Annotated in this window: 22 protein-coding genes and 1 pseudogene; 22 read left to right on the top strand and 1 reads right to left on the bottom strand. The window is 40.2% G+C overall.

The features are described 5' to 3' along the window. Nucleotides 1–15 precede the first annotated feature (15 nt). From essB to PROCOU_RS19110, 16 genes and pseudogenes are all read left to right on the top strand, one after another. Nucleotides 16–1,245, top strand: a complete 1,230-nt coding sequence (gene essB / locus PROCOU_RS13510; RefSeq protein WP_051994412.1) for a type VII secretion protein EssB — start codon at nt 16–18, stop codon at nt 1,243–1,245. Between the two features lies 1 nt (nt 1,246). Further along, entirely contained in the window at nt 1,247–5,761 is a 4,515-nt protein-coding gene (gene essC / locus PROCOU_RS13505) for a type VII secretion protein EssC (RefSeq protein ID WP_036073322.1), read from the top strand. A 377-nt stretch (nt 5,762–6,138) separates the two neighbouring features. Then, entirely contained in the window at nt 6,139–6,354 is a 216-nt protein-coding gene (locus PROCOU_RS17275) for a TIGR04197 family type VII secretion effector (RefSeq protein WP_208855816.1), read from the top strand. Next, nucleotides 6,354–6,713: a DUF3958 family protein gene (locus tag PROCOU_RS13500; protein ID WP_036073320.1), complete on the top strand. Its 360-nt coding sequence runs from the start codon at nt 6,354–6,356 to the stop codon at nt 6,711–6,713. Before PROCOU_RS17275 ends, PROCOU_RS13500 begins: the two co-directional genes overlap by 1 nt. Next, nucleotides 6,703–8,100 (top strand): T7SS effector LXG polymorphic toxin, encoded by a 1,398-nt coding sequence (locus PROCOU_RS13495; RefSeq protein ID WP_051994411.1) that lies wholly within the window; start codon nt 6,703–6,705, stop codon nt 8,098–8,100. The genes PROCOU_RS13500 and PROCOU_RS13495 overlap by 11 nt, the downstream gene beginning before the upstream one ends. A 15-nt stretch (nt 8,101–8,115) precedes the next feature. Continuing rightward, the gene (locus tag PROCOU_RS13490; protein ID WP_036073318.1) at nt 8,116–8,649 is read left to right on the top strand and encodes a DUF443 domain-containing protein; all 534 of its coding nucleotides are present in this window, start codon (nt 8,116–8,118) and stop codon (nt 8,647–8,649) included. 27 nt (nt 8,650–8,676) lie between these two features. Then, nucleotides 8,677–8,985, top strand: coding sequence for a DUF4176 domain-containing protein (locus PROCOU_RS13485; protein ID WP_036073316.1), 309 nt, complete (start codon nt 8,677–8,679; stop codon nt 8,983–8,985). A 131-nt stretch (nt 8,986–9,116) separates the two neighbouring features. Continuing rightward, complete coding sequence (locus PROCOU_RS13480) at nt 9,117–9,824, top strand: DUF5081 family protein (protein ID WP_036073314.1); 708 nt, start codon at nt 9,117–9,119, stop codon at nt 9,822–9,824. Continuing rightward, nucleotides 9,817–10,161 (top strand): hypothetical protein, encoded by a 345-nt coding sequence (locus tag PROCOU_RS13475; protein WP_036073311.1) that lies wholly within the window; start codon nt 9,817–9,819, stop codon nt 10,159–10,161. Before PROCOU_RS13480 ends, PROCOU_RS13475 begins: the two co-directional genes overlap by 8 nt. A 15-nt stretch (nt 10,162–10,176) precedes the next feature. Then, the gene (locus PROCOU_RS16770) at nt 10,177–10,698 is read left to right on the top strand and encodes a hypothetical protein (protein WP_051994410.1); all 522 of its coding nucleotides are present in this window, start codon (nt 10,177–10,179) and stop codon (nt 10,696–10,698) included. A 49-nt stretch (nt 10,699–10,747) separates the two neighbouring features. Then, a complete protein-coding gene (locus PROCOU_RS18645; RefSeq protein ID WP_244266327.1) occupies nt 10,748–11,971 on the top strand; it encodes a polymorphic toxin type 15 domain-containing protein in 1,224 nt (407 codons plus the stop codon). Nucleotides 11,972–11,992: 21 nt separating this feature from the next. Further along, nucleotides 11,993–12,533 (top strand): annotated as a pseudogene (locus PROCOU_RS13460) (T6SS immunity protein Tdi1 domain-containing protein). A 222-nt stretch (nt 12,534–12,755) separates the two neighbouring features. After that, nucleotides 12,756–14,555, top strand: a complete 1,800-nt coding sequence (locus PROCOU_RS13455; RefSeq protein ID WP_185460307.1) for an AIPR family protein — start codon at nt 12,756–12,758, stop codon at nt 14,553–14,555. 235 nt (nt 14,556–14,790) lie between these two features. Next, entirely contained in the window at nt 14,791–14,970 is a 180-nt protein-coding gene (locus tag PROCOU_RS13450; RefSeq protein ID WP_036073307.1) for a hypothetical protein, read from the top strand. 67 nt (nt 14,971–15,037) lie between these two features. Then, on the top strand, nt 15,038–15,508 hold the full coding sequence (locus PROCOU_RS19115) for an ADP-ribosylglycohydrolase family protein (protein ID WP_341871267.1): 471 nt from the start codon (nt 15,038–15,040) through the stop codon (nt 15,506–15,508). Then, nucleotides 15,495–16,043, top strand: coding sequence for an ADP-ribosylglycohydrolase family protein (locus PROCOU_RS19110; RefSeq protein ID WP_341871266.1), 549 nt, complete (start codon nt 15,495–15,497; stop codon nt 16,041–16,043). The genes PROCOU_RS19115 and PROCOU_RS19110 overlap by 14 nt, the downstream gene beginning before the upstream one ends. Here the strand turns inward: PROCOU_RS19110 and PROCOU_RS17560 are convergent. Then, the gene (locus PROCOU_RS17560) at nt 16,007–16,210 is read right to left on the bottom strand and encodes a hypothetical protein (protein WP_149023674.1); all 204 of its coding nucleotides are present in this window, start codon (nt 16,208–16,210) and stop codon (nt 16,007–16,009) included. The genes PROCOU_RS19110 and PROCOU_RS17560 overlap by 37 nt on opposite strands. 56 nt (nt 16,211–16,266) lie before the next feature. Here PROCOU_RS17560 and PROCOU_RS13440 point away from each other — a divergent pair, with 56 nt between their 5' ends. The 6 genes from PROCOU_RS13440 to PROCOU_RS13415 all read left to right on the top strand — a co-directional run bounded on the left by PROCOU_RS13440 (nt 16,267) and on the right by PROCOU_RS13415 (nt 22,211). Next, a complete protein-coding gene (locus PROCOU_RS13440; protein WP_051994409.1) occupies nt 16,267–18,216 on the top strand; it encodes a BglG family transcription antiterminator in 1,950 nt (649 codons plus the stop codon). Nucleotides 18,217–18,294: 78 nt separating this feature from the next. Then, nucleotides 18,295–18,576: a PTS sugar transporter subunit IIB gene (locus PROCOU_RS13435; RefSeq protein WP_036073306.1), complete on the top strand. Its 282-nt coding sequence runs from the start codon at nt 18,295–18,297 to the stop codon at nt 18,574–18,576. A 21-nt stretch (nt 18,577–18,597) separates the two neighbouring features. After that, complete coding sequence (locus PROCOU_RS13430; RefSeq protein WP_036073304.1) at nt 18,598–19,965, top strand: PTS ascorbate transporter subunit IIC; 1,368 nt, start codon at nt 18,598–18,600, stop codon at nt 19,963–19,965. After that, a complete protein-coding gene (locus PROCOU_RS13425; protein WP_036073302.1) occupies nt 19,965–20,807 on the top strand; it encodes a transketolase in 843 nt (280 codons plus the stop codon). Before PROCOU_RS13430 ends, PROCOU_RS13425 begins: the two co-directional genes overlap by 1 nt. Beyond that, nucleotides 20,804–21,742 (top strand): transketolase family protein, encoded by a 939-nt coding sequence (locus PROCOU_RS13420; protein ID WP_036073301.1) that lies wholly within the window; start codon nt 20,804–20,806, stop codon nt 21,740–21,742. Before PROCOU_RS13425 ends, PROCOU_RS13420 begins: the two co-directional genes overlap by 4 nt. Before the next feature lie 73 nt (nt 21,743–21,815). Continuing rightward, nucleotides 21,816–22,211 carry a hypothetical protein gene (locus PROCOU_RS13415; protein ID WP_036073299.1) on the top strand — a complete coding sequence of 132 codons (396 nt, stop codon included), beginning with the start codon at nt 21,816–21,818 and terminating at the stop codon, nt 22,209–22,211. Nucleotides 22,212–22,392 lie beyond the last annotated feature (181 nt).

Here is a 22,392-nt window from a genome sequence, read left to right as displayed (position 1 = left end):
GGAGTTTTGAGAGAAATGATAACGAAAAAGATAATGGTAGATGCGATGGAATATAATTTGCAGATAGATGGGACGGCTTGGGGCGTTGAATTTTCGAAATCACAAACAAAAGTGAAAGACATGCGGCAACTGGCTTTGTTGAAGGAAAATTCGACATTTTTTGTACCTGCGACAGTGGAGGACAAAGGGGATGCGTTGTCTTTCCAATTCGATACGGCCGGAAAAACGACATGGGATGCGTTATATCAATTGGAACGAAATGAGAAGTTACGAGCAATCGGTAATGTGGCGCGTTTTTCAGAGCTATTGAAGACACGATTCACGTTTTTCTTGCACCCAGAGAACATGGTTTTTGATGTGAATCAGATGCCATATTTGGTGTATCGCGGGATTCGCGATGTGTTGCCACCGTATACGATGACAGAAGAGAAATTTTTGAAGCAATATAAGTGCTTGATTGTAGCGTTATTTTCGAAAAAGTATTCGTTTGATGAGCTAATTTCAGGGTCGCTGGATAATGCGAAAGGGACGAATTTTGATCGGAGCATTATTGAAGCTAAAGATTTGGCGGCAATTGAGGCGATTTTAACGGATAGCTACACGAAGGAAACAGCAGCTGTGAATCGGAAAATGACAATGGTGCAGCGGAAAAATTATCGGCTGTTTAAGGGGCTGACAATTGGTTTCATTATTGCAACGCTTGTTTTAGCTGCTCCGGTTGCTTATTTTGCGTTTGTAAAAGTGCCGTTTCAGGAGACATTACTCAGTGCGAATGAGGCGTTTCTTGCGGATGATTATGGAAAAGTGACGGAAACGTTGCGTGAGGTGGACCCGGAGAAGTTACCACAAGCGAGCAAATATGAATTGGCGAAATCGTATGTACAGAGCGCGAAATTGAGTGATGTGCAGAAAAAGACGGTAGCACAGAAAATAACATTGAAATCACCGGAGGAATACTTGTTGTACTGGATTTATGATGGTCAAGCTGAGTTGACTAAGGCCAATGACATTGCACTTACAATGAAAGACAATGATTTGCAGATATACAATTTAGCGAGACAGATTGAGCAATTGGATTTAGATACGGATATGGCGGCAGCTACTAGAAATGATAAACAAGAAGCACTCAACGAAAAAATTAAGAAGATAAAAGAGGACGAAGCAAAGACGAAAGAGGACATGGCGAAACAAGAAGCGAACCAAAAAGAGCAAGACAAGGCAAAAGCAGTATCGGAGGTAGAATAAGATGGGGAAACAACTACTGACGATTAGTTACGGTGACCAGCTACATAAATGCCAACTAGATCGTAAAAAAGAAGTGACGATTGGTGGGGATTTGGATCACACTGTGACGTATGAGAATTTGGTGGATTCATTACAGGTAAGCTGGAATGAGGACGAGAAGCAATGGTTTTTAGGGGATTTACCGCTTGGGCTGAATGAGCGCCTGAATTTGGAGACATCTGATGGTGAGAAAATCCAGTTTTATTTGACAGAAGATGTGGCGTCTCAGGTTTTTGATACGACAACGAAATATTCGATTACATTTGGTGAGAAAGATTTTAATGATGTAATCATCAAGGGAACAACGACGGATTTGCTGTTTATTCGTGAGGAGCTTGGTGCTACGTTTAAATTGAACGTGTACGGCGGGATTGTTTACCATAACTATTATCGTGTGGAGTCGGAATGCATGTTAACGGCTGGAGATCAGCTTTATTTTGATGGGGTGACGATTCGGATTGGTAAGGAGGATATCGAGATTATCGCTGGAGATGGCCGGGTTCATGCAACGCTTGCACAGCTTGTTGCGCCTGACAATGCTTTTAGTGCCGATTATCCGGATTATCATCGGTCGCCGCGGATTATTTATCGTGCGCCGGAGAATAATTTGACGATTGCAAAACCGTCTGCTAAGCCTTCAAAACCGAGTGAGGAAATAATGAAGATTTTGGTTCCGCCACTCATTATGATTGCGATGTCGATTGTGATGATGATTGTGCGACCAAATCCTATCTTTGTCTTGATGACATTGGGTATGACTGGTGCAATACTTATTTTCTCGATTACAACGTATTTTAAAAATCGCAAAAAATATAAGGCGGATATGAAAGAACGTGACGCGAGTTATCGTCGTTATTTGAAAGATAAGACATCGGAACTTCACGCTGCAGCGGAGGAACAGGCGCATTCGCTACATTACCATTTTCCAACAGTGACGGAAATTCGTGATATGGCGCTGTCGGTGGATTCACGAATCTATGAGAAGACGATGTTTCATCATGACTTTTTGCAGTATCGGGTTGGTACTGGCGAGGAGAATACGTCATTTAATATAGAGTTCCAAGAGGAGGAATTCACGCAAGATAAAGATGAACTGATTGAGAGCGCAAAGGATTTGAAATCGCAGTATTATTCGGTGAAAGATGTGCCAATGGGGACGGATTTAATGAATGGTCCGGTTGGTTATATTGGGCATCGCGCGCTTGTGATTGAGCAGTTACAATTGATGGTAATGCAGACATCGCTTTTCCATAGTTATTATGACTTACAGTTTATTACTATTTTTCCGGAAGAGGAAAAGGAGCAGTGGGACTGGATGCGTTGGTTGCCACATGCGAGTTTACGTGATATTAATGTGCGTGGTTTTGTGTACCACGAACGTTCGCGGGACCAAGTTTTGAACTCATTGTACCAAATTTTGAAAGAGCGCAAGATGACTTTGGAGGAAAAGGGCAATAAATCGGAACAGATGTATTTTTCGCCGCACTATGTGGTGCTTGTAACGGATGAGAAATTGATGATGGATCACACAGTCATGGAATTTTTCAATGAGGATCCTAGTGAATATGGGGTTTCGCTTGTGTTCGTGCAGGACGTGATGCAGAGTTTGCCAGAGCACGTGAAGACGGTTATCGACATTCGGGATGCGAAGAATGGGAATGTGATTTTGGAGCAGGGCGAGCTTGTGAATCGTAGCTTTACGTTGGACCATTTCCCAGCTGACTTTGATAAAGAGAGTGTTAGCCGTGCATTGGCGCCACTTAATCATTTGCAGAACCTGAAAAATTCGATTCCGGAATCTGTGACATTTTTAGAGATGTACGGTGTCGATCGCGTAGAAGAGCTTGGAATTAGCGCGCGTTGGGAGAAAAACGAGACGTATAAGAGTTTGGCAGTTCCGCTTGGTTTGCGTGGAAAAGATGATATTGTCAATCTGAACTTACATGAAAAAGCACATGGGCCACATGGTTTGGTCGCGGGTACGACGGGTTCTGGTAAATCGGAAATTATCCAATCGTACATTATCTCGCTTGCTGTGAACTTCCATCCGTATGAAGTCGCCTTCTTGCTAATCGATTACAAGGGTGGAGGTATGGCGAATCTATTTAAAAATTTACCACATTTGCTCGGCACGATTACGAACTTGGATGGCGCACAAAGTATGCGTGCGCTAGCCTCGATTAAAGCCGAGTTACAAAAGCGTCAACGTTTATTTGGCGAGCATGATGTTAATCATATTAATCAATATCAAAAATTATATAAACTAGGTGAAGCATCAGAGGCGATGCCACATTTATTCCTGATTTCCGATGAGTTTGCCGAACTAAAAAGTGAGCAACCGGAATTCATGAAAGAACTCGTTTCAACAGCGCGTATCGGGCGTTCACTTGGTATCCATTTAATTTTGGCGACACAAAAACCAAGCGGCGTTGTCGATGATCAAATCTGGTCTAACTCAAAATTCAAACTGGCGCTGAAAGTACAAAACGCGTCAGATTCCAATGAAATTTTGAAAACGCCAGATGCAGCAGAAATTACGTTACCTGGACGTTCGTATTTACAAGTCGGGAATAACGAAATTTATGAATTGTTCCAAAGTGCTTGGAGTGGAGCGGATTACGTACCAGATAAAGACGATCAGGAGCAAGTGGATACAACGATTTACGCGATTAACGATCTCGGCCAGTACGAAATTTTGACGGAAGATTTGAGTGGTTTGGGCGATAAAGAAGATATTTCGAAAGTGCCATCAGAGCTTGATGCGGTAATTGACTATATTCATGCGTACACGGAGGAAGCGAACATTGCGATGTTGCCGCGTCCGTGGTTGCCGCCGCTTGAGGATATGATTTTCTTGCCAGAACTAAATCCGATTGATTACAAAGAAGCATGGCAAAAAGGGAAATCTGAACTTGCACCGATTATTGGTTTCATGGATATTCCAGAAATGCAAGACCAGCGTCCAGTTGAAGTTAATTTATCAAAAGATGGGCATATTGCAGTGTATTCAAGCCCTGGTTATGGGAAATCGACATTCTTGCAAACTGTGACGATGGACTTGGCACGCGCGCATAATCCAGAGCACTTGCACATGTATTTGCTTGATTTCGGAACAAATGGCCTCTTGCCGTTGCGCGAGTTACCACATGTTGCTGATACGATTATGCTTGATGAAGAGGAGAAAGTCAGCAAATTCGTTCGTCGCTTTGATCGCGAGTTAAAAATACGTAAACGTAAATTAAGTCAGTTTGGTGTTGCCAATCTCGAAATGTACGAACAAGCGAGCGGAGAAATTTTGCCGAATGTCGTGATTATTATTGATAATTTCGATCCAGTCAAAGAATCGCCGTTCCAAGAAGGATTCGAGAAGATTATGACACAGATTGCGCGTGAAGGTGCTGGTGTCGGAATTAACCTTGTCATCAGTGCTGGTCAACAAAATGCGATGCGCACGCCATTACTTTCTAATATTAAAACACAAATCCCGCTTTATTTAATCGAAGCATCCGACGCAAGAAGCATCATTGGCCGCACGGACTTAACGAGCGAGGAATTACCAGGTCGTGGTTTAGTGAAACATGATGACATCGCTGTGTTCCAAACGGCGTTGCCAAATAAAGGGGAGGACACGTTACAAATCATTAGTGCCATCCAGCAAGAAGCGAAAGAAATGTCTGCCGCGTGGACAGGCGAACGCCCACTCCCAATTCCAATGGTGCCAGAAGTGCTACCATTCCAAGATTTCGTATCATGGAAATCAACGCAAAACATGCTCGCAGCTGGCCAATTGCCGTTTGCCGTTGATTTTGAAAACGTCGAACCAATCCCACTACACTACAAAGAAAATCAAAATACACTCGTGATGAGCGATCGCGCCGAATTGATTGAATCCACGATGGTAACACTGCTCGATGTTATGGTGGTCAATCCGCAAATTGATATCATTTTAACCGATAACCCGATGCTTCGTTTCGCAGCATACAAACCAAACGTTAATGCATACGGCAATGATACCGAAACAATCACGACGATCTTTAAAGAACTTCACGGTTTATTAGAAAGTCGTCAGGACGGCTTTGCAGCAGTTCAAAAAGAAAGCGGCGGCCTAACAACGACTACCGAGTTCCTGAAAGATGCCCGTCCAGTTCTTGTCGCAATTGCCGACCTTGACCTAATCGTGAACGGCATCAGCAGTGATCTCGAAACGGATTTTGTTAATTTGCTTGAAAACGGGCCAAGATTTGGCATTTACTTCATTATCGCAGGCAACACAAGTACGATGGGACGAGGCTATGACAAAGTTAGTGGTGCGATTAAGAAACAGAAAAACGGAATTGCGCTATGTAAAATCGGTGATCAAAATGTTATCGATGTCAGCAATAAAAACTACAAAGAACCGAACTTACTACCATTTGAAGCATATTATATCCAGAACGGCATAGCAGAGAAAATCAAAGTTGTGAAACAAGCGAAATAAGGAGGGATTCAACGATTGATACAGTAACAAATATGGAGAAAAAATGGTGAGATTAGAATAATGGTTAAGAAATAGTCCGGAGAAACTATGAGGGCTTAATGTGTAGGAAAAAGTGTAAAAAATAATTAAGCCTTCGTAGCCTTTTTAATATTATTACCCACTACAAGATGCAAATAAAGTATATTATGAACCAACAATCTCTTTGAAGGAAACTGGAGAGGAGTAGAGAAGGAAAAATTAATAAGAGGTATGCTTGAGTGAGGTAGAATCAAATACGCTATTATGTGAGGAGGTTCTATATATGTCAAAGTTACAAAGTGATTTAGACGGCGCTAGTTTGAAAGCAACAGCTTTAAAAAAATGCCACAGATAGTCTTATTTCATCGGTCTCTATTACAACAGATAGCCAAACGACAGTTGCCGGTAACAAGTCCGCCGGTGATTCTATTAAAATGGCGCAAGAAGTAGCACAACAAATTGCTAGCGCTGTTGCAACAGCTTCTTCAAATATTCAAAGCGTGGCATCAAGCTTTGAAGCGGTTGATAAAAAAGCGGGGCAAGGCCTAGAACAGTCTATTGGGGAGGTATTCTAATGGTAACATGGGATGATTTACATTTAGAAGAACGCGAACTATTGGAAAAAGAGGTGAGTTTGGAAAAAGGTACGAAGCAAATACAACGAGTGAAGGAGTCCTATGAGGGGCATTTTCATAGGGCAACGCATTTTTTGGATAACGTAGGTTATGCTTTTCATAAAAATGATAATCGCTTCTATTTTGAATCTGTTAGAGATGAATTTTTACGTGAATCTAGAAAAATAATGGAACACTTAGAAGAAAATGAACGAGAATTGGGACAGAGCAAGAGAAATATACAGAGACAGATAGATGATGTTGTGTTTGAAAAAAGAAAGCTTACTTTAACAAAAGGGGCGGAAACAGATGAGTGTTGATATGTATGTATCTGAGTCACAAGGGCAAGCCGCAAGTGTTAGCAACCTAGCGAAACAACAAATAATAGGATATGAGCAACTACAAAAAGCAATCAATGAATTTGCTATGAATAGTCCATTTCTAACAGGGCAAGCGTATGATTCTGCAAAAGCTTTTTTTACTGCGGTCTTGTATCCTTTAGCTCAAGGGGGTATTTTATTATCAGAGGCAGTCGAACAAGCAGTTAAAAAATTTCCAGAAGAATATATTTCTCGAGTAGATAGCGGGGATTTAAAACAATCAGAATTAGAAGAAAAAATTAGACAGACAGACGATTTAATTACGCAAGCAGAGGATATTAGGAGGCAATTACAATCTTCAAGTACACCAGATATTGTTAAGTTTTTTCAACTATCAGCAAATGCGACAATGATTGGCCTGTACAATAATATTAAGAAAGAGTTAGAAGAGAAGCTACGGAAGTTAATGGATTTTCATGCAAGCTCACCCACTATCTTTGAGGAAATTTCTGTTTTACAGCAGGCGGTAAAACAAGGATTATCACAAACAAAAACAGGCTTTAATCCAACAACAGGTTCGTTTACTATTCCAGCACAAAAGGATTTAGCGTGGACAAGCATTATAAGTCGACAAGTTGAAAATAAGAACACTCAATTTATAGAAAGTATACAAAAGAAACTACCTAATTTATCGGAAGAAGAAAAGATAGCTTTATTTAAATTTGCACAAAATAATCCTGAAATTGAACCACCGCAAGATATTATTGATTATTTTATGAATGATGTAGGTGAAATCCCTCAATCCATTAAGGATAGTTTACCACAAGACTTATTTTCAACCACAGTAGAATCAAGCGGTAAAGCAGTGCAGAGTTTTGGTTTCTTCCTAACAGCTCTAACAGGTAAAATGGGACCTGGTGGATCAGGTAATTTTGTAATGGTAAATCCGAACACATCAGCTGTAACCACTTCTATAATTAAGGCAGGGAATACTATTTCTAAATTTGGTAAATTTGGTCTTCCAGTTATTGGAGGTGTGATTGACGGTGTGACTCAGATAGTGAGTGGAGAAAATGTAGGAGATGCTGTCATTAAATCTGTGGTCCATGTAGGAATTGGACTTGCAGGAGGGGAGGCAGGTGCAGCTATAGGCGGGGTTATCGGTACAGCTATCCCTATTCCCGTAGTTGGAACTTTAGTAGGCGCTGCATTAGGTTTTGTAGTCGGTGTTGGAATTACAGCAGTTGGGAACTATTTATTTGATAAAGTCTACGATAAAAAGGATGAAATTATCAAAGGCGCGAAAGATGTTGTTAAGAGTGTTGGAGATACTATTGGTAATGCTGCCTCTGGGTTTATGAATGGGCTAGGTAGTCTGTTTGGTTAAGAAAGGAATGAAATAATGAAATCACCTTGGATTCCGGTTTTTTATCATAAGGAAGAGAACAAGAATTATTTTTATAATGTGGAGGACAAAAGACTTGTAGAAGGGAGTTACTCATCTAAAAGTACTATTTTGACTCTTATTTCAGGAACAGTGGGAGTTATTTTATATGCGTTATTAAAATCAGTGATTATAAAAATGACTATTTTTCATCTGACGCTTTTAAGTATTTTAAGTGGAGTAGCTGTTAGTTTCATTATTATCACAGTAATTGATCACTTCTCTAAGAAGAGTACTTATAACAAAAATATATCAGAAGAGGAGACTGCTGCTTGTTTTAAAGAGGGAGAAAAACAGTTTAAAAAAAATATGATGACAGGTGTTTGGACAATTTTATTAGCACTTGTTAGTACCTTTATATTGTATACTTCTAACGGTGAGGCGCTTTTATTTTTTGCTACTACATTATTTTGGATGTTACCTACAACTATTTTTGCCCTCCAAAGACCATTTAAACGCAGAAAGATATATACACTATATAAAAAAAAATAAATTAGTTATTAAGAATGGAGAATGATGATGGAAGAGCTATTACCTTTAGGTTCAGTAGTTAAATTAAAAAATGGAGACAAGCTAGTTTTAGTAACGAGCCGCTTGCCATTATATAATAATAGTGGAGTTATAGGTTACTTTGAATATGGGGCTTGTTTATACCCTGATGGACATACAAATCAGCTTGCCTATTTTTTTAATGGGGAAGATATTCAAGATATTTATTTTAAAGGATATATAAATGAGGATGAACTTAAGTTTCAGGAAACAGTCCGGGAGCAAAGTAAAGATATTCCTTATCCTCGTTTAGAATTAATTGTTGAGCAAAGTAAATAAGGATTTTAAACATTAAATAGTCAAACCAGTACCGTTTCTCTTTGACAGGAGAAATTGGTACTGGTTTTATTTTTTTATTTATAAAATTCAGAAAAACACATCAAATCCAAAGTTCGGGAAGTTAAAGAACTATGATAAATCCCAATGACTATTTTAGCCTCGAAGAAATGTATCTCTTGCTTGCCGCAACGGATGGCCAAGTTTTATTCGGCTTTCCGGGTAAAGAAGTGTTTATCCTACGCGATGACGATCCAATGGCATATGCCCAACAACAACTCATCGCAAAAGAAATCCTAACCCCAGAAGGCGTTATTACTAAAAGCGGTGCCTTCGTTATTAACAAACTATCCGCGTACCATCGAAGCAAGAAATACGTACGTTGTAACAATATCATGTTCTCATTTCAAGAAGACAACACCGAAGAAGTCGTCCTCATCATCGAAGCCGAGAAAAACAAATACTACAGATTACTCGTCTTATCCAAAGCACACGCATTAAAACTCTTATATGACGGCTTCCCATTAATCGCACGTGAGCCGACCGAAGATGAAAAATCATTCCTAACCGCCGAACTGACGAACCAAGAAAAAAATGAAATCAAGGCGATGGAACTCAGCGAACCAGTTTTCAATTTTGAAGTTTTCCATTTGGACAAATTTCCAGCTGAAATAACAGAACCAAACTTTTATCAAAATTGGCTATTTTTCCTGTATGGCGACAAGCTTGTATCCCTGGATGTTGCGCGTCAGCAATACCAACAAGCAAGCCAATATTGGTTGATGAAACTCGTATTTGATGAAATGGAATTCCCTTACAAGGAGGTGGCGCAACATGGCTAACGTCGCAATGGACGGAGCAGGTGCTGGTGGCGGTACCGCGGATATATCGATTAGCGTGGACGAGATTTCAACGATTTATAATAAGATTCAAAAAATTAATAATGAGCTTGAGAAATTGGGGAAATTAACAGCGTCCATTGCCTCCATCACGTTTTATGAAGAGGGCAAAGCGAAGAAGGCACTGGAAGTTTACGAGAAAGCGAATAAAAAGGCGATGGATTTGTACGATAACTATGCACAAATAGCGAATTTGGTTGCACATACAATCAATGTGATGAGAGAACAAGACGAGTCGCTGGGGCAAGAATTCTTTGAAAAACTAGACTTGCCAGAGTAGAGGGAGGCGTAGAAGATGGATGTGAAATATAAAGAAAGTGAATGGGATAAGTCCAAAAATGCCTTGGGAACACTTGTTGGTCTAGGTGTCTGGGGAAAAGGTGTTATCGATCAATTGAAGAAAATCAACACCAATTTTGAAGATGCGCAAAATGATATTCGCAAAGGTGATCAAGATGGCGTGATTTCCTTTTCTTTCACGGACATGGAAAGTAAGTATCAAACCTTGTTCGAGAAAATAAAAGTACTTCATGATTATGCAGGCGATGCGGGAAATATGGTAGAGCGAGTCATTGATGAACCATTTTACAAAGACATTGATAAGTTTGTCGAGAAGATGGAAAATTTGTCGATTGACGATTATGAAACGAAAAATACAATTGGCGCAACGACGATTATAACAACAGGTGGATACGATTACGGTGGTTACGGCGCAACAACGACTACCGTGCCAAAAGATAAGATTAAGTTAAGCGACATCATGGCAGGGGATAACTTTTTTTGCAGACAATCTAAAAGCCCAATTTGCGGAGTATAGTAAACAGAATCCAGATCAGGAGTTTACATATGAGCAATACCAATCTGCGGTGTCGAGTTCGCGTGCGTTTGAGTATGATTCGATTCGGGATGGCCAGCAGAATCTCGAATTATGGCGTGATATCGGAGCGACAATTGTGATTATCGGGGTAAGTATAGTGTGTCCACCCGCAGGTTTGGCACTTGGCATCGCGTATGGTACACTAGAATTGAGTAGCGCCGCGACCGGAAAAGACTGGATGACTGGACGCGAAATGGACGGGACAGAGCGCGCGACTCGAGGGGCGTTTGCGTTGCTGGATATAATTCCGGGCGTGAAGGGAATCCGAGCGTTTAGTACGGCGACTAAAGCTGGAGGACTAGCGTTAGATGCCACGCAAGTTGGTAGTAAGTTGACGTTGAGACAGACTGCACAGCAGGGATTATCGCATGTGGACGCGATGGGAAGACAAGCGTTGCGTGAGAGTGCCGAGCGAATAAGGAATGTGCCGAGGGTGATTAGTGATGTGGCTAGTAGTGCTAAAAGTGCGGCCAAGACACAGCTAAGAAATGGTGCCATCCAGGCTGGAAAGTTAACGGATGAAACCGCAACAACATTTAAAAGCATTGCGAAATCACGAGTTGTTGCTACGCACATTGGCACAGTACACATTGCCCCTGGAGTTGCAGAGAATACACATCGATTTGAGAATGTGGCGAAAGGGATGTTTGGTGGTGGGGATGAAGCTGTTTCTACTACCGGAAGAGTAGCTAGGGAGTCAGCAGAGCATATTGATGACGTACCGCGATTAAATGAAATAGAAGTTAGTTTTAATAGAAATACAAATCATGATGCAGAAGAATTTGTAAGGCAGCTGAAAGATCAAGAACATGGCATGAATGAATTGACGGTTGAGGAGTACTTAGCAAATAGAGAACGATATATAGAAGATGGAAGAGCTTTGGAAGGTAATGCAGCTCAGCAAGTAGCAAGGGAGCAGGCATATATAGAAAAATATGATGAGTTAAGAGATGCTGGATATTCTGCAAAGGAAGCTAAGCAACAAACCAATGAATGGCTAGATACACAAGCTGCACTGCATAACCCAGATCAGATAGCAGGCGGAAAAGCTGATATAATTGGCGGTATGGGAGATAGGCGCATTAACTCATCGATAGGAAGCCAGTGGAGATACAGAATAGACATGGTGGATGAGCAGATTAGTGAAATGGCCAAGCATATGACACCAAATCAGTTGAAGAACACCTACCTAAATGTTAAATTAACACATTGAGATTCAAAGGAGTGAGGGATAATGAGCAATATTTTTGCAGACTTCAAAGTGGTTGAGCCTGTTGGTCAGGAGCTTGTTATGGCATATGAAAATATTCTTCCTAAAGAAATAATAGATATATGGAAAACATATGGATTTGGCAGCTTTTTAAATAATTATATAAGGGTTGTAAACCCAAATGATTATAAGGGAATACTTGAAGCATCATATTTCAGAAAAGATGTAGCCATACCAATATTTACAACGGGCTTAGGTGACATTATAACTTGGGAAGAAAATAAGTTCTTGATGTTGATTAAGTATAGAAAAAGTAAATTAAAGGGTATATCTTTTAAATATTTTTTCTCAGACTTAGAAGATGAAGAGTTTGTAAATGAAGAATTAGACTCCATTCAGTATTTTTCGGCCATAGAAAAGTATGGTTCATTAAAGCAAGAAGAGTGTTTTGGATATACACCGCTTTTGGGGTTAGGTGGACCTGAAAAAGTAGATAACTTAAAAAAAAGTTAAGCTTAAAGAACATATAATGGTTATCACTGAATTTATGGGGCCTATTCAATGAGAGAGTAGACATAAATATTTAAAAGAAGTTAACAGTAAAAGATAGTTGTCAAAGTAGACGATGAACTAAAGTTATGACTTATTATTAATATGGTAATTGAGAAGAGCATCGAATTGTTTTTTGAGCTCTTCTCTAATTGAATATATTAATGAAAGCGAGTCGGAGTTCTTTATTTTCGGCTCAAGTATTTTGTGAAACTAGTAGATAAAGGGAGATGATTTTATGTCAAATGCTACGCATATAACCCATCCAATTATATTATCCTACTTGGAGGGTTTTTCTCATAAATATGAAATTAGCGCAAAAGAATCTAGAGACCAACATTCTTTATTTGAACAATATATTAATGACTTGGTTTTAAATATATACGGAAATGATCCCAATGCATTATATGAAGATATGGATACTGGAAGTGCATTTGGAATTGATGGGGTAGCTATTTTCGTTGCTGATAAGCTTGTAACAAGTATTGAAGATGTGGATGATATCATTGAAGATCTTAAAAAATTTGAAGTTAACTTCTTTTTTACACAGTCAAAAACTACTCAAAAATTTAATCGCCAAGAAGTTAATGATTTTTTCTCAGGAGTTCGCAGATTTTTTAATTTTGAAAAATGCGAAATTAATGAATTGGAAGTGTTTTGGGAAGTTGCAAAGTATATATATACAAAAGTATCTAAATTTAAAAAAAGACCAGAACTGAATCTTGTTTTTGCAAGTCTGGCTCCAAAAGATATTAATCTAAATGATATACATATGAAAGCTACTGTAGAACAAAATCTTCTTGGTTTAGATGATTTGAATTTATTTAGCAAAATATCTAGTCCTCAATTTTTGGGTGTAAAACAAATAATGGACTTGCAAAATAAGGCTAATTCAGATTTAGAAATTTCAATTAATATGACAAAATCTCCTGTAGCTTATCCAAAAGATCCTACTAAAAAGATTAAAAATGGTTATTTTGGTCTAATAAAATTAGCTGATTTTGTTAATATCTTGACAGATGAAGTTTCTGGGAAGCGGATTTTACGAAAAGGTATTTTTGATGATAATATTAGATATTACTTAGGAGCAAAAGAAAAAGTTGAAGTAAACCATACGATGAAGGAACAACTAGTAGGAGATTCAAAGCATTTATTTGGGGTCTTGAATAATGGAATTACAATAATTAGCGATGAAGTTAACTTAAATTCGGAAGAACTGACTTTAATAAATTATCAAATTGTAAATGGGTGTCAAACCAGCAACGTTATTTTTGAGGTTCTCGATAAAATTAATCTTGATGAGGATATCTATATTCCTGCTAGGTTTATTGCCACCAATGATGAAGAAACTAAAAACTCAATAATAAGAGCAACAAACAGTCAGACTGCTTTAAAGCCAGAGCAGTTGGCTGCTTTATCGCCTATACAAAAAGCTTTGGAAGAATATTATACTATAAAAAGAAAAGCAAAAGAATTTGATTTATATTATGAACGTAGAACAGAGCAGTATAGAGATGAGAGCATACAAAAAACTAAGATTATTACAATTCCTTCTCAGATTAAGGCAACGTCAGCTCTATTTTTAGATTTGCCACATGAAGTATCCGGACAATATGGAAAAGTGGAGAAAAAGACAAGGGGTATGCTTTTCGATGAAGAAAGTGATCTTTCATTCTTAAATGTATACTATGTTAGTGGTTTGGCTTGGTATAAGGTAGAGAGATTTGTTCAAAACAATAAGAAAAAGTATATCAGGGCGAGATGGCATATTATTATGGTGTTAAAATATATTCTATGTAAAGATAATCAGATTGACTTAAGGATAAATAAAAATGCGAATACTAACAGTCAAGTTATTGAAAAGGCACTTTTGGATGAGGAGGAATCTGGTAAATATATAATGAATGCTATCATATTAATTAATGAAGCCCTAACCCAGAACGGAGAAAAAATTGAAGAAGTATTACAAGATAGAAAGCTTTTTGAAAGAAAGGATACAACTTCAATTTTGGTAGATTATTTGAGAAAGTCTAAATGAATCAAGATAGTTTGAATTCTGTCACTAGCTATGTGAATGAACTTTCCAAGAATAATTGGAAAATGGAATCGAAGTATTTTTATGGACATGAGATTAGTTGAGCAGCCTGTAAGATATGCGGATATGGAGGACACATAAAAGTAAGGAAAAATTACTTTCTAATGGATCAGGTACAACAAGTTAGCAGTCGGAAGCTTAATTTGATGACGGGAGTATAAAATGAGCTGTGTAAATAATGAATTCTAGCCTCATTGTTTACACAGTTTTTCTTTTTAGTAAAATAATAAAAAAGATGACTGGACGCGAAATGGACGGAACAGAGCGCGCGACACGAGGAGAGTTTGCGTTGTTGGATATTATTCCAGTAGTGAAGGGAATACGCGCGTTTAGTATGGCGACAAAAATTTTATATTGATGGTATTTTGAAGGTAGGTAATTAAGTTGGATAAATTAAACTTTCTAAAGAAAGGTAGGAGTATAAAATGCAAAGTAACGAGCCGAAAAATAGATGGGACGAGATGTTTTTAAGATTGAACATAAGTAAGCGCTTGCGGCCAACTCTGTATGGAGGAATTATTGGAGATGCGATTGGTGTACCGGTGGAATTTATGAGACGAGATACTTTCTTTGTGAATGATATGACAGGATATGGGACATATAACCAACCTCCGGGCACTTGGTCAGATGATACCTCGCTGACACTCTGTTTAATAAAAAATATTTTAGAAAATGGTACAACAAAAGAATTGATGGATAAATTTGTAGCATATGGTGAGTCTGGCTATTGTACGCCTTATGGTAAAATGTTTGATATTGGGAATACAACGGTGGAGTCGATTATGAAGTATCGGAGAGGGGTTTCGCCACATGAGTGTGGTGGTACTTCTGAAATGGATAATGGTAATGGGGCTATTATGAGAATATCTCCGCTCGTTTTTTTTGCTATACACTGAACCTGACTTCATAAAGAGAGTAGGAGTTATTAAAGCATATACAGAAATTACACACGCCCATCCTCGTGCCATTGTAGGGTCGATTATTTGTATAGAACTACTACTAGGGCTTTATCATGATCATTCTTTACAAAAGTCGTTACAAGATATTTATCAAGCATTTCAAGAAAATTATCGTGAAAATCATCCATACATTCGAGAAATAGTACATTTTGAAAGGATATTTAGTGATGATTTCTTCAATATTGAGCGTTCGGAAATTCTATCTGGCGGATATGTGGTGCATACACTAGAAGCAGCCATATGGAGTTTTGGTAATTCCAGTACATTTAGAGATGCAATTATCAAATCGGTGAATTTGGGTGCTGACACGGATACAGTAGCATCCATAACGGGTTCTTTGGCTGGGATGTATTTTAAAATGGACGAAATACCGGAAGGCTGGCTAAATCAAATTGCTGTAAAAGAAGAAGTGGACATAATTATTAATGCGTTTGATCAATGTTGTTCAGATATTGCTGTAAAAAATGCCTGATGATGGTTCTCTACAAAATTGGATAGATTATTAATAAAAGCCGAGTTCCCGGACAACCAATCCGTGAACTCGGCTTTTCCCCATTCCCCCAGAACCTCTGCTATAATCACAATACCCCACCAAAAACCCAATCCAATCACCAAACGCCACACATACTTTGTACTCAAATCACCTAGCTATCTTCATGTAACCGCTTTAAAATAAAAGTAAGGAGGAGGCAACCATGTTTGATCAACGTGCATTTCGGCTTTTTGAGCAGATTATTCGGTATGAGAAAATGACGAGCGGGGCGCTTGTTCGGAAAATGGGGCTGTCGGAGCGGCAGTTTCAATATGATTTTGAAAAGATGAATCAGGCTTTGCAGCATGTTGGAAAATCGGAAATTGAGGTGCGAAATCAAGTCTTTATTATTGATCCTAAGCTGAAAAAGAGTTATTTAGAGGGATCGGAGTTATTTATACGCCAGGAGGAGCTTTTTCTCGGAGAGCAGGATCGGGTGTATTTGCTTTATTTGTATACGTTTATTCGTCAGGAGGAAATTTCGAATTTTCATTATCAGCGGGTGTTGCATGTGAGTCGGAATACGGCGCTGAGTGATGTTAAAAAGGTGCGTGGGTTCTGTGCAGAGGCTGATGTTCGGCTCGTTTATTCGCGGATTTCTGGCTACCATTTAGTGGGGACAGAGCGGGGCAAGCGGGTACTTGCTGGACGTTGTGTGAATGCGCTACTCGTTTTGCCACTTGGTGAGGTGGCGCTGAAATTCGTGCTGGAGAGTTGGGGATTGCGGGCGCGACTGGATGACACAGAACGGATTTTGCTTGATTGGCAAAAGGTAAATCAAGTGGAGTTGGTGCAGGATCGGCAACGGGAATGGATTTACTTGGCGACATTTCTGAGGTGTCGTGGGAAACATGAAGGGCTCGCTTTTCAAGAGGTGGAGCGGGAGTTGATTGAACAACAGATAGTCTATCAGATGACGGAATCGCTTGTGGTGCAGTTATTTGGGAAGGCATATCTGATGGAGAAACTTTATGTGACGGTACAATTGATTGGGGCGCAACATACGGTGGAAATTGGTGAGCATGCGATACTGCTTGATTTAGCAGATCGGATTATTGCAACTTTTGAGAAGCTGACATTGCTGACGCTTGATAATAAGCGCGAGTTACGGCAGAGTCTTTATAATCATCTTGTTCCGGCTTATTTTCGAATTGTGTTTTCATTGCCACTAGTTGCACCGATGACGGAACAAATTAAATCAGCACATTCGGAATTGTTCGCGTTTGTGAAGCAGGCGTTGTCACCGCTCGCAAAAATGACTGGAAAAACGGTGAATGAGGCGGAGATTGGTTATTTTACGATTCATTTTGGTGGGTATTTTGAAAGGAAAGTGGAGGCACCGCGGGAGTTCGAGGCGTTATTGGTTTGTCCGAATGGGATTAGTACGTCGCTGATGCTTAAATCGCAGTTGCGCCAGCTGTTTCCGGAATTGCGCTTTGCGATGGCGGACGTGGGGAATATTCCGGAGTCGGGATACGATATGATTTTTTCAACGGTATATGTACCAACGCGCAAACCGGTGTACTTAGTGCAACCGCTGCTTACATCACTGGAAAAGAACTACTTAATTCAAGCGGTTGCAGCAGATTTCCCAACGATTGACCACCGCCATATTTCTGTAGATGCGTTACTGGAAATCATCGAACGGCACGCGGTGATTGAGGATGAACAGAAATTATATGATGCCATTTTTAATAAAATTTATGGAAAAGTGTCAAGAGAGAGGGGATACGCGCCAATGCTATCTGAATTATTAACGAAGGATATGATTCAGTTTACGGATGAGGAACTGGATTGGAAAGAAGCGATTCGACTTGCGGCAACACCACTTGTGACGGCGAATCGTGTAAAAACGAGTTATGTAGATGCAATGATTGAAACAGTTGAGGAGCTGGGGACATACATTCATATCGGAAAAGGGATTGCAATTCCGCATGCGCGACCTGAAAAAGGTGTGAATCAGATTGGTATGTCTTTCTTGCGGGCGCGCAAACCAGTGCATTTAATGGATGCATCAGGGCCTGCGATTGATATTTTTATTTGTCTCGCAGCTGTGGATAATGAGGCGCATTTGAAGGCTTTGTCGCAACTGATGAAATTTTTTGACGAATGATGCAGCTTTGGAGAAGTTGAAACAGGCGGAATCAGTAGATGAAATTACAAGGTTATTAGTAGAAGGGGAGGAACAAGCATGAGAATTTTAGCGGTTTGTGGATCAGGTCTTGGTACAAGTTTTATGGTGGAGATGAATATTAATCAGGTGTTGACGGAGTTAGGTGTGACGGGCATAGAGGTCGCACATTCGGATTTGAGTTCGGCAACTCCGGATAGCGCGGATGTGTTTTTCTTGGCAAAGGATATTGCAGAAGGCGGCGAATCGCTTGGTGAAGTAATTGTATTGGAGAGCATTATTGACATGGATGAGCTACGTGAGAAGGTAACGGCAGTCGTTCAGGACAAAGGCTTGATTTAAAAACTGGGAGGGGTAAGAGATATGAATGACTTTCTAAAAGTATTAGTGGATATTTTGAGTCAGCCGGCGATTTTGGTGGCGCTAATTGCATTAATTGGCTTGATTGCGCAACGAAAAAAATTATCGGATACGTTAAAAGGGACTACGAAAACGTTTGTTGGTTTCCTCGTGATTTCAGCAGGGGCTGGGATTTTATCGGCAGCACTTGCGCCGTTTGGTGAGATGTTTAAGGCAGCTTTTCATGTGACAGGGGTTGTGCCAAATAATGAGGCAATCGTGGCAATTGCTTTGACAGATTACGGTACAAATACAGCGCTGATTATGTTTTTCGGGATGATGGTTAACATTTTGATTGCTCGTTTTACGAAGTTTAAATATATCTTTTTGACGGGGCATCACACGCTTTATATGGCGTGTATGTTGGCGGTTATTATGACGGTGGCAGGCTTTACGTCTGTGCCATTGATTATTGCGGGAGCTGTGGCGCTGGGGATTATCATGTCGCTATCTCCGGCGATTGTGCAGCCATTTATGCGTATTCTGACGGGGAATGATAACGTAGCGCTAGGGCATTTTAGTGCAGTCGGTTACGCGGTGAGTGGACTCGTTGGTAAGGCTGTTGCTGGTAAAAATCCGAAATCAACGGAGAAAATTAATTTTCCGAAGGGGTTAGGATTTTTGAGAGACAGCACGGTGAGTATTGCGCTGACGATGATGGTGATTTATGTAGTCGTGGCGTTGTTTGCTGGGCCTAGTTATGTGGAGTCTAACTTGAGCGATGGCACAAATTATCTTGTGTTTGCGATGATTCAAGCTGGGACTTTTGCGGCTGGTGTGTTTATTATTTTGTCTGGGGTACGGTTGGTGTTGGCGGAGATTGTGCCGGCATTTAAAGGGATTTCGGAGCGTTTAGTGCCGAATGCAAAACCTGCGCTTGATGTGCCAATTATTTATCCATATGCACCTAATGCTGTATTGATTGGGTTCTTCTCGAGTTTTATCGGTGGGATTGTGAGTATGGTGATTATGACGTTCACCGGAGGCGTGATTATTTTGCCAGGTGTTGTGCCACATTTCTTTACAGGAGCAGCGGCTGGTGTATTTGGAAATGCAACAGGAGGCGTTCGTGGCGCGATTATCGGAGCATTTGTGAATGGAATTTTGATTAGTTTCTTACCTGTTTTCTTGATGCCAGTGCTTGGAAATCTTGGTTTTGCGAACTCGACTTTCTCGGATACTGATTTTGGCGTAAGTGGGATTTTCTTCGGCGTGCTCGCGAATCACGGTGGAACGATTGCAATTGTTGTGAGTCTGATTGTAATTTTAGCTGTGATGTTTGGTCTTAGTATGAAGCGGAAAAAAAGTAAAGCGATAGAGGAGGAAGCTTGATGTTGTCTGAAAATTTGAATGTGGCGGCGAAACAAATACGACTTTATACGTTGAAGGAATTGCAGGCACTCGGATTTGGACATTTTGGCGGAAGTTTATCGATTGTAGAGGCGCTGGCGGTGATTTATGGAAAACATTTAACGGTTGACTTGGATAAAACGGGTGATTTGAATCGGGATTATTTTGTTTTGTCGAAGGGGCACGGTGGACCAGCGCTTTACGCAACGCTGTTTTTGAAGGGCTTTTTTGCGGAACAGGAATTGTATACGCTGAATCAAAATGGCACGCGTTTGCCGTCACATCCTGATCGAAACTTAACGCCGGGCGTGGAGATGACGACGGGATCTCTTGGTCAGGGAATTTCGGTGGCTGCTGGTATTGCATTTGGCAATGTGTTGGCTGGACGCAAGAATTATACGTATGCGATTGTCGGGGACGGCGAGCTGAATGAGGGGCAGTGTTGGGAGGCATTTCAGTTTATTGGGCATCATCGCTTAGACCGGATGATTGTGTTCATTGACGATAACAAGAAGCAATTGGATGGTTTGACGGCGGATATTATTGACCCGCTTGATTTGGAGGCGAAGATGACTGCGTTTGGATTCGAAGCGTTGAAGGTTGATGGTGGTTCGACTCAGGCGATTGATGAGGCAATTCAGATGGCAAAAAGGAGTTCTGGAAAACCGTATGCGATTGTGTTAGATACGGTGAAAGGTCAGGGCGTGACGCATATTGAGGAGAAGGCAGACAATCATCATTTGCGTCCTAATGATGCGGATAAGCAAGCAATTGAGGATGCTATTTTAATGTTAGAAAATGATTTGGAAGGGGTGGCACAATGACGCTCATACTTGAAAAAGACCAAATTGAGATGCGCCAAGTTTACGCGAATACGGTTCGAAAATTGGCAGCGGAAGATCCGAATGTGATTGCACTGGAAGCTGATTTGAGTAGCGCAATGTCGACTGAGAAGCTTAAAGTGGAATTACCAGGACAATATGTCAACGTTGGAATTATGGAAGCGAACATGATGGGCATCGCAGCGGGGCTTAGCGTGATTGGTCGCAAACCATTTGTTCATTCGTTTGGCCAGTTCGTGACCCGCCGTGCTTTTGATCAAGTATTTGTATCTTTAGGCTACGCACAACTATCCGCGGTGATTGTGGGCTCGGATGCGGGGGTTTCTGCGGAACATAATGGCGGCACGCACATGACTTTTGAAGATATTGGGTTAATGCGTGAAGTACCGAACGCCAATGTTTACGAAGCAAGCGATGCGATTCAATTCAGTTGGCTTCTCGAGAATGCTTACAAAAAGGGTGGTTTGCATTATATAAGGACTATCCGCAAAAATGCAACACAGCTCTACGATGAAAATACGACTTTTGAAAAGGCTAAAATTTTGCAAGAAGGTACAGATATCACGATTTGCGCTATAGGAATTATGGTTGCAGAAAGCTTGAAAGCAGCAGAAATTCTAAAAACAGCGGGAATTTCTGCAGAAGTCATTGATATGTTCTCTATCAAACCACTGGATGGCGCGACGCTTTTTCAATCTGTTCAAAAAACAGGTCGTGTCATTACCGCAGAAAATCACAATGTCAATGGTGGACTTGGTAGCGCTGTAGCAGAATTTCTCGGCGAAAACTGTCCAGTTCCAATGTATCGTGTCGGTGTACGTGAGCAATTTGGGCAGGTTGGTTTGATGCCATATCTCCAAGAATTTTATGGACTAACCGCAGAAAATATAGCTTTGCAAGCAGAAAAATTAATATAACAACCAAGCTGGGCAATTTCATCGCGCCCAGCTTTTTAATTATATGGTAAAATAAAAACGAGGTGAGTCACAAATGACAATGAAAGACCAAATTGAGACAGAAGTAAATCAATATTTAGCCGATAATGGCATGGTGACAAGCTATCAAAGGCTCATGTATGCTGGACCATCAATGCGAACAAGGCACAGTCTCGTACTCGTGTTTACGGAAGTTGGCCTAATCACTTTCTCCTTCTCCATCGTCAGCAAATCCGAAACACAAATGTTCTTCCTACCGAAAGACAAAATCCGAGCTATCAGACTTGATAAAAAACGCTTTGTACATAAATTATCGATGGAAGCTGAGAATGAGGAAGGTCAAGTCGAGCGTGCGCAATATTTTGTCAGTAAACGTGTTTTCGGTAGACCTTGGCATACTGAAACATTGCAGAAACTTTTCGATAAAAAGATATTTTCACCACTTTCCTAAGCTTTTAATCGTTCCAAAACGTTTTTTCTGGTACACTAGAAAAAAGGGTATTTTTTATGGGGGGAACTACTATGGAACTAAATTGGTCACTTTATGATTTGCAAAAAAGAGAAATGGTAAGTACTTTTCCATCAGTAAAAGATATTTTGATGAGCGAACAAATCGTAGCACAATTGAAAGA

It is taken from the genome of Listeria rocourtiae FSL F6-920, from assembly GCF_000525975.1.
In the GTDB taxonomy this organism is placed as follows: domain Bacteria; phylum Bacillota; class Bacilli; order Lactobacillales; family Listeriaceae; genus Listeria_A; species Listeria_A rocourtiae.
Note: the sequence above shows the minus strand (reverse complement) of the source record. Positions and strands in the feature narration are given on the sequence as shown.

Bases quoted from the DNA above. Each gene is read 5' to 3' on its own strand.
- PROCOU_RS13420 (WP_036073301.1), top strand. From the start codon at position 20,804: ATGACGCTCATACTTGAAAAAGACCAAATTGAGATGCGCCAAGTTTAC.
- PROCOU_RS13485 (WP_036073316.1), top strand. From the start codon at position 8,677: ATGGAAGAGCTATTACCTTTAGGTTCAGTAGTTAAATTAAAAAATGGA.
- PROCOU_RS13490 (WP_036073318.1), top strand. From the start codon at position 8,116: ATGAAATCACCTTGGATTCCGGTTTTTTATCATAAGGAAGAGAACAAG.
- PROCOU_RS13415 (WP_036073299.1), top strand. From the start codon at position 21,816: ATGACAATGAAAGACCAAATTGAGACAGAAGTAAATCAATATTTAGCC.
- PROCOU_RS13495 (WP_051994411.1), top strand. From the start codon at position 6,703: ATGAGTGTTGATATGTATGTATCTGAGTCACAAGGGCAAGCCGCAAGT.
- PROCOU_RS16770 (WP_051994410.1), top strand. From the start codon at position 10,177: ATGGATGTGAAATATAAAGAAAGTGAATGGGATAAGTCCAAAAATGCC.
- PROCOU_RS13500 (WP_036073320.1), top strand. From the start codon at position 6,354: ATGGTAACATGGGATGATTTACATTTAGAAGAACGCGAACTATTGGAA.
- PROCOU_RS13430 (WP_036073304.1), top strand. From the start codon at position 18,598: ATGAATGACTTTCTAAAAGTATTAGTGGATATTTTGAGTCAGCCGGCG.
- PROCOU_RS19115 (WP_341871267.1), top strand. From the start codon at position 15,038: ATGCAAAGTAACGAGCCGAAAAATAGATGGGACGAGATGTTTTTAAGA.
- essB (WP_051994412.1), top strand. From the start codon at position 16: ATGATAACGAAAAAGATAATGGTAGATGCGATGGAATATAATTTGCAG.
- PROCOU_RS13440 (WP_051994409.1), top strand. From the start codon at position 16,267: ATGTTTGATCAACGTGCATTTCGGCTTTTTGAGCAGATTATTCGGTAT.
- essC (WP_036073322.1), top strand. From the start codon at position 1,247: ATGGGGAAACAACTACTGACGATTAGTTACGGTGACCAGCTACATAAA.
- PROCOU_RS13450 (WP_036073307.1), top strand. From the start codon at position 14,791: ATGAATTCTAGCCTCATTGTTTACACAGTTTTTCTTTTTAGTAAAATA.
- PROCOU_RS13425 (WP_036073302.1), top strand. From the start codon at position 19,965: ATGTTGTCTGAAAATTTGAATGTGGCGGCGAAACAAATACGACTTTAT.
- PROCOU_RS13475 (WP_036073311.1), top strand. From the start codon at position 9,817: ATGGCTAACGTCGCAATGGACGGAGCAGGTGCTGGTGGCGGTACCGCG.
- PROCOU_RS13480 (WP_036073314.1), top strand. From the start codon at position 9,117: ATGATAAATCCCAATGACTATTTTAGCCTCGAAGAAATGTATCTCTTG.
- PROCOU_RS13455 (WP_185460307.1), top strand. From the start codon at position 12,756: ATGTCAAATGCTACGCATATAACCCATCCAATTATATTATCCTACTTG.
- PROCOU_RS13435 (WP_036073306.1), top strand. From the start codon at position 18,295: ATGAGAATTTTAGCGGTTTGTGGATCAGGTCTTGGTACAAGTTTTATG.